General features: G+C 72.2%; 6 protein-coding genes and 1 pseudogene. All 7 read left to right on the top strand.

All coding sequences use genetic code 11. The annotated features are described in order from the left end of the window. Nucleotides 1-305: pseudogene (locus tag ETD96_RS45410) on the top strand (hypothetical protein); the annotation flags it as partial. Between the two features lie 102 nt (nt 306-407). Continuing rightward, nucleotides 408-1484, top strand: coding sequence for an ABC transporter permease (locus ETD96_RS39805; RefSeq protein ID WP_138641655.1), 1077 nt, complete (start codon nt 408-410; stop codon nt 1482-1484). Between the two features lie 101 nt (nt 1485-1585). Further along, complete coding sequence (locus tag ETD96_RS39810; RefSeq protein ID WP_171069464.1) at nt 1586-2398, top strand: ABC transporter permease; 813 nt, start codon at nt 1586-1588, stop codon at nt 2396-2398. After that, complete coding sequence (locus tag ETD96_RS46290; RefSeq protein ID WP_138641657.1) at nt 2395-3261, top strand: ABC transporter ATP-binding protein; 867 nt, start codon at nt 2395-2397, stop codon at nt 3259-3261. Before ETD96_RS39810 ends, ETD96_RS46290 begins: the two co-directional genes overlap by 4 nt. Next, the gene (locus ETD96_RS46295; protein ID WP_138641658.1) at nt 3258-4046 is read left to right on the top strand and encodes an ATP-binding cassette domain-containing protein; all 789 of its coding nucleotides are present in this window, start codon (nt 3258-3260) and stop codon (nt 4044-4046) included. Before ETD96_RS46290 ends, ETD96_RS46295 begins: the two co-directional genes overlap by 4 nt. A gap of 20 nt (nt 4047-4066) precedes the next feature. After that, entirely contained in the window at nt 4067-4456 is a 390-nt protein-coding gene (locus ETD96_RS39825) for an allophanate hydrolase-related protein (RefSeq protein WP_138641659.1), read from the top strand. After that, a complete protein-coding gene (hydA, locus tag ETD96_RS39830; RefSeq protein ID WP_171069465.1) occupies nt 4453-5838 on the top strand; it encodes a dihydropyrimidinase in 1386 nt (461 codons plus the stop codon). The genes ETD96_RS39825 and hydA overlap by 4 nt, the downstream gene beginning before the upstream one ends. Nucleotides 5839-5999 lie beyond the last annotated feature (161 nt).

The following is a 5999-nucleotide window of genomic DNA, read 5'->3' on the forward strand; positions in this document are numbered from 1 at the left end:
ACCCCGACCCCGACTCGATCCTGTACCAGCTCTTCGACTCCAAGTTCATCAACAACGGCCAGAACACCGGCGGCTACGACAACCCCAAGGTCGACTCGCTGGTCGAGAAGGCCCAGGCCCTCACCGACGAGACCGAGCGCTGCGGCCTCTACAAGGAGGCGCAGCAGCTCATCGCGGCCGACGTCCCGTCGGTCAACATGTCCAACCCGCAGACCGTGACCGTCATGCGCGAGGGCGTCAGCGGCTACGCCTACCAGGCGTCGCACCACCAGACCGTCGACGTCTACGGCATCAAGGTCGGCTGACCCGCCCACCTGAACAGCGCCGGGCCCCCGGTCCCCACCGGTGAGGCTCACGGGGGCCCGGCGCCCACCATCCATGAGATCTCCAGCGAGGGGAGGCACGGCATGACGCGATTTCTGCTGAGACGGCTCATCACCAGCGTCGTCGTGCTGTTCGGCCTGGGCGTCGTCACGTTCCTGATGTCCCAGGTGCTGCCCGGCGACCCCGCGCGGGCCGCGGCCGGCCGCAACGCCACCGCCGAGCAGGTCGCCGCGGTGTCCGAGCGGCTCGGGCTCGATCGGCCGATCTGGGAGCAGTTCCCCCGATATCTCGGGAACCTCCTGCAGGGCGACCTCGGCACATCGGTCTTCACCCAGCGCCCGGTCCTGGACGACATCGCCCAGGCGCTGCCGTCGTCGATCGAGCTCGTCCTCGCCGCGATGCTCGTCAACGTGGTGATCGCGGTGCCGCTCGGCGTGTACGCCGCCTACCGCCGGGGCCGCGCCGCCGACGTCGCGGCCCGGCTCATCGTGCTGTTCGGCGCCGGGGTGCCGGTCTTCTGGCTGGGGCTGATGCTCCAGCTGGTGTTCGCGGACCGGCTCGGCGTGCTGCCCCTGACCGGGCAGCTCGGCTTCGGCCGCGAGGTGCCCGAACTCACCGGCATGACCTCGCTGGACGCGCTGCTGAGCGGGGACATGGCCGCGTTCGGCGACGCCGTGGCGCACCTCCTGCTGCCCGCCGTCACCCTGGCCGCCGCGTTCATCGCGGTGGTCGCCCGCACGGTCCGCTCCTCCATGATCAGCGTGCTGGACTCGGACTACATCACGCTCGCCCGCGCGACCGGGGCGTCCGAGCGCCGGGTGGTGATCCGGCACGGCCTGCGCAACGCGCTCGTCCCGGTCAGCACCATCCTCGGCATGCAGCTCGGCTGGATGCTCGGCTCCACCGTGCTGGTCGAGTCGGTGTTCGGACGCAGAGGCATCGGCGCCTACGCGGTCAACGCCGTCCTGCAGAACGACCTGTACGCGGTCATCGGCAGCGTGCTCGTGATCGGAGTGGTCTTCGTGCTGGCCAACATCGTCGTCGACCTCGTCCAACTCTGGCTCAATCCGCGCCTGCGCCAACCGGCGCGCGCACGTCCGGCGGGCGCCGCCGCGGGAGAGCCGCTGGAGAAGGGCGCCATGGAAGGGGCGGCCCTGTGAAGACGGCCGTTGTCCCCATGACGAAGCAAGGGCCGGACGCCCCGGGCGGCGGGCGCGGCGGATCCATCCTGCGCCGCATTCGGCCGGCACGGACGGGACGCATGTCCATCGTGGACCGGGTCGCGCTGACGATCGCGGCGGTGATGGTCCTCGTCGCCTTCATCGGCCCGCTGCTCGCGCCGCACGACCCCTACGCGGTGGACCTCGGGCAGGCCCTCCGCGGCCCTTCGGGCGCGCACTGGTTCGGCACCGACGCCAACGGACGCGACGTCTTCAGCCGCGTCCTGTACGGCGCGCGGGTGTCGCTGCTGGCGACCGTGGTCGTGATCGCCGTCGCCACCCTGATCGGCACCCTGATCGGCACGCTGGCCGCGCTCGGCGGGCGGATCGTCGACGAGGTCCTCATGCGGATCTGCGACATCGGCCTGTCACTGCCGGCGATCATCCTGGCGCTCGGGCTGGCCGCCGCCCTCGGCCCCGGCCTGAAGTCCGCGGTGATCGCGCTCTGCCTCACCTGGTGGCCCGGCTACGCCCGCCTCGTCCGCACCCTCGTGCGCGACGTCCGAGACGCCGAGTACGTCGAGGCCGCCCGCACGCTCGGCGTCTCCACACCGCGGCTCGTGTTCCGGCACGTCCTGCCGAACTCCCTCGACACCCTCTACGTGCAGACGACCCTGGACGTCTCGGCGGTCATGCTCGTCATCTCCGGCCTGTCGTTCGTCGGCGTCGGCGCCCAGGTCCCGTCCGCCGAATGGGGCGCGATGATCGCCGGGGCGGCCGGGAACCTCACCAACGGCTGGTGGGCCGTCGTCTTCCCCGGCCTCGCGATCATGCTGACCGCGGTCTCCTTCAACCTCGTGGGCGACTGGCTCCGCGTCCGCAACGACCCGACGCTGCGCGGGAGGCACTCATGAATCCGCTGCTGAAGCTGCGGGACCTGCGCGCCGGCTTCCCCGGACCGGACGGGCCCGTGGAGATCCTGCGCGGGGTGGACCTGGACATCGCGGCCGGGGAGAAGGTCGCGCTGGTCGGCGAGTCCGGCTCCGGGAAGTCGGTCACGGCGCGGGCCGTCCTGCGCCTGGACCGCGACGCCGACCTCGGCGGCCGCGTCCTGCTGGACGGCACCGACCTGCTCACCCTGCCCGAACGCGCGATGCGCGACATCCGGGGCGCCCGGATCGGGCTGGTCTTCCAGGACCCGCTCGCCTCCCTCAACCCGGTGATGACGATCGGCTGGCAGATCATGCAGCCGCTCGTCATCCGGGGCGTCCGCAAGAAGGAGGCCCGGCGGCGCGGCATCGACCTGCTCGGGCGGCTCGGCGTCCGCGACGCCGCCCGCCGCTTCGACGACTACCCGCACCAGTTCTCCGGCGGCATGCGCCAGCGCGTCGTCATCGCCATCGCGGTGATCGCCGAGCCGGCGCTGCTCATCGCCGACGAACCGACGACCGCGCTCGACGTGCGGGTGCAGGCGCAGGTCCTCACCCTGCTGCGGGAACTGGCCGACGAGCGCTCCATGTCCGTGCTGCTCATCACCCACGACCTCGGGATCGTGGCGGGGTTCGCCGACCGCGTCGTGGTGATGCGGCACGGCGCGCCCGTCGAGGAGGGCCCGGTCGACGACGTCTACGCCGCGCCGAAGCACCCCTACACCCGCGGGCTGCTCGCTGCGGTGCCGCGCATCGACGACGACCCGTCCCGCCGGCTGACGACCGTGGACGACGCCCTCGACACGGACGTCCGGGTGGCCGGCGCCCTGGAAGGAGGCGGCCGATGACCGCCCTGAGCGTGCGGAACCTGGTGAAGAGCTTCGGCGGCCGCCCGGTGGTGAAGGACGTGTCGTTCGACCTCGCGCCCGGCGAGGTGCTCGGACTCGTCGGCGAGTCGGGCTCCGGCAAGTCGACGGTGGCCCGCTGCGTCGCCCGGCTGACCCGGCCCGACTCCGGCCGGGTCCTGCTCGGAGAACACGACCTGCTCAGCGCGTCCCGCCGGGACCTGCGGACGCTCCGCCGGAACATCCAGATGGTCTTCCAGGACCCGTACTCCTCGCTCAACCCGCGGATGACCGCCGGGGAACTGGTCGAGGAGGGCCTGCTCGTCCACGGGCTGGAACCGGACCGCCGGGCCCGCGCCGCGCGGGCGGCCGCGCTGCTGGAGACCGTCGGGCTGTCCGCCGCCGACGCCGCCCGGCATCCGCGCTCCTTCTCCGGCGGCCAGCGCCAGCGCATCGCGATCGCCCGCGCCCTCGCGGTCGAGCCCAAGGTGCTGATCTGCGACGAGGTCGTCTCCTCGCTCGACGTCTCCGTCCAGGCGCAGGTGCTCAACCTCTTCCGGGACCTCAGGGAGCGGCTCGACCTGTCGATCCTCTTCATCGCCCACGACCTCGCCGTCGTGCACTACCTGTGCGACCGCATCGCGGTGCTCGACCAGGGCGTGCTGGTGGAGATCGGCACCCGCGAGGAGATCTACCGCCGCCCCCGGCACCCCTACACCCGCTCGCTGCTGGACGCCGTGCCCGTCCCGGACCCGGCCGCCGAACGGGCCCGCCAGACCACCCCGTGACCCACGACCAGGAAGGCCCCATGGAAACCCTGCGGATGTTCGTCAACGGACAGGCCATGTCCGGCGGCTCGCTGAACGAGGCGCTGGAGGGCGCCGAGTTCCTCGGACCGGCCGAGACCGCGCCCCGCTACCGCTTCTACTCGGTGCGCGACGAGTTCCCCGGACTCCACCCGGTGCCGTCCGGCGGCCGCCCGGTGCCCGGCGAGCTGTACGCCGTCACCTACGAGATCCTGCGCGAGCACCTGCTGCCCGGCGAGCCGCCCGAACTCGAACTCGGCGTGATCGAGCTCGCCGACGGCTCCGGGACGCTGTGCATGCGGATGCGCGCCGAGTCCCTGGACCTGCCCGGAGTCGTCGACATCAGCGACGCCGGCGGCTGGCGCGCCCACCTGGCCGCGGTGTCCCGGTGACCGCCGACGTGGTCGTCCGGGGCGGCACCGTGGTCGAGGCGGGCTGGTCGGGCCCCGCCGACGTCGTCATCACCGGCGGCCGCGTCACCGCGCTCGCCGCCCCGGGGACGGCGCCCGCCGCCGCGTCCGTCGTCGACGCGGCCGGGCACCTCGTCCTGCCCGGCGGCGTCGACCCGCACTGCCACGTCGGCTTCACCTCCGGCGACTTCACCTCGCTGGACGACTACCGTCAGTGCACCACCGCCGCCGTCCACGGCGGCACCACGACGATCGTGGACTTCGCGATCCCGCGCCCCGGCGAGAACCCGGCCGACGCCGCCCACGCCCAGCGGGCCAAGGCCGGTGAGGGACTGTGCGACAGCGCCCTGCACGCCTGCGTCGTCGAGTGGGACGACACGGTCCCCGACCAACTCGCCTCGCTCGTCGCGGACGGGATCGCCACGGTCAAGATGTTCACCACCTACCGCGGCGAGACCATGGCCGACGAGGACACCGTCCTGCGGACCATGAAGACCCTCGCCGCGCTCGGCGGCATGGTCGTCATCCACTGCGAGGCCGACCACATCATCGGCGACGCCCAGCGGCGCTGCGCCGACGCGGGCCGGATCGGCGCGTCCCACATGGCCGACACCCGCCCCGGCCTCGCCGAGACCGCCTCCGTCGCGGAGATCCTCGCGATCGCCGAGTCGGTGGACGCGCCCGTCTACTTCGTGCACCAGTCCACCGCCGAGGCCGTCGAACTCGTCGCCGCCGCCCGCCGCCGCGGCGTCCGCGCCTACAGCGAGGCGGTCGCGCACCACCTCGTCCTGGACGACTCGGCCTACGCGGGCGACCGTCCCGAACGCTTCGTGTGCTGCCCGCCGCTGCGCCCCGCCGACCAGGTCCGGGCGCTCGGGCGCCACCTGTTCACCGGCGAGGTCACCACGATCGGCAGCGACCACTGCTGCTACGACACGGCCCAGAAGGAGTCGCGCAGCGGAGACGTCCGCGCCATGCCCAACGGCCTCCCCGGCGTCGAGACCCGGCTCCCGGTGATCTTCTCGGAGTACGTCGTCCGCCGCGGCCTGCCGGTGACGCGCTTCGTCGAACTCACCGCCGCGAACCCCGCACGCACGAACGGCCTCTACCCCCGCAAGGGAACGCTGCTGCCGGGCGCGGACGCGGACCTCGCCATCTGGGACCCGACCGCCGAATGGCAGATCACCGCAGGCGACCTGCACATGGCAACCGACTACACGCCGTACGAGGGCATGACCGTCACAGGCCGCCCGAAAACGGTACTGGTAGGCGGCCGCGTAGTCGTCGACAACGGCGCCCTAACAGACCCCACCCCCCGCGGCCGCCACATCAAAGCCACCCCGATCAGCACCAAGCACAGCTGACCAGCACTCCGAGAAGATCGGCGGCCGACAGGGGGAGCCTGTAACTCGAAGTGTGTAAAGATGATCTTGTTGTGGGTCTGGTTGTCTTTACTGGATGCGGTCTGGGTAGGCGTCGGCGAGTTCGTTGAGGGCTTCGGCCCACCCGTAGGTCTTCTGGCCCT

Origin of the sequence: Actinomadura geliboluensis (assembly GCF_005889745.1) — a bacterium.
GTDB lineage: Bacteria > Actinomycetota > Actinomycetes > Streptosporangiales > Streptosporangiaceae > Spirillospora > Spirillospora geliboluensis.

What these genes read in the sequence shown, in the direction of transcription:
- ETD96_RS39805 (WP_138641655.1), top strand. Translation starts at nt 408, where the DNA reads ATGACGCGATTTCTGCTGAGACGGCTCATCACCAGCGTCGTCGTGCTG.
- ETD96_RS39810 (WP_171069464.1), top strand. Translation starts at nt 1,586, where the DNA reads ATGTCCATCGTGGACCGGGTCGCGCTGACGATCGCGGCGGTGATGGTC.
- ETD96_RS46290 (WP_138641657.1), top strand. Translation starts at nt 2,395, where the DNA reads ATGAATCCGCTGCTGAAGCTGCGGGACCTGCGCGCCGGCTTCCCCGGA.
- ETD96_RS46295 (WP_138641658.1), top strand. Translation starts at nt 3,258, where the DNA reads ATGACCGCCCTGAGCGTGCGGAACCTGGTGAAGAGCTTCGGCGGCCGC.
- ETD96_RS39825 (WP_138641659.1), top strand. Translation starts at nt 4,067, where the DNA reads ATGGAAACCCTGCGGATGTTCGTCAACGGACAGGCCATGTCCGGCGGC.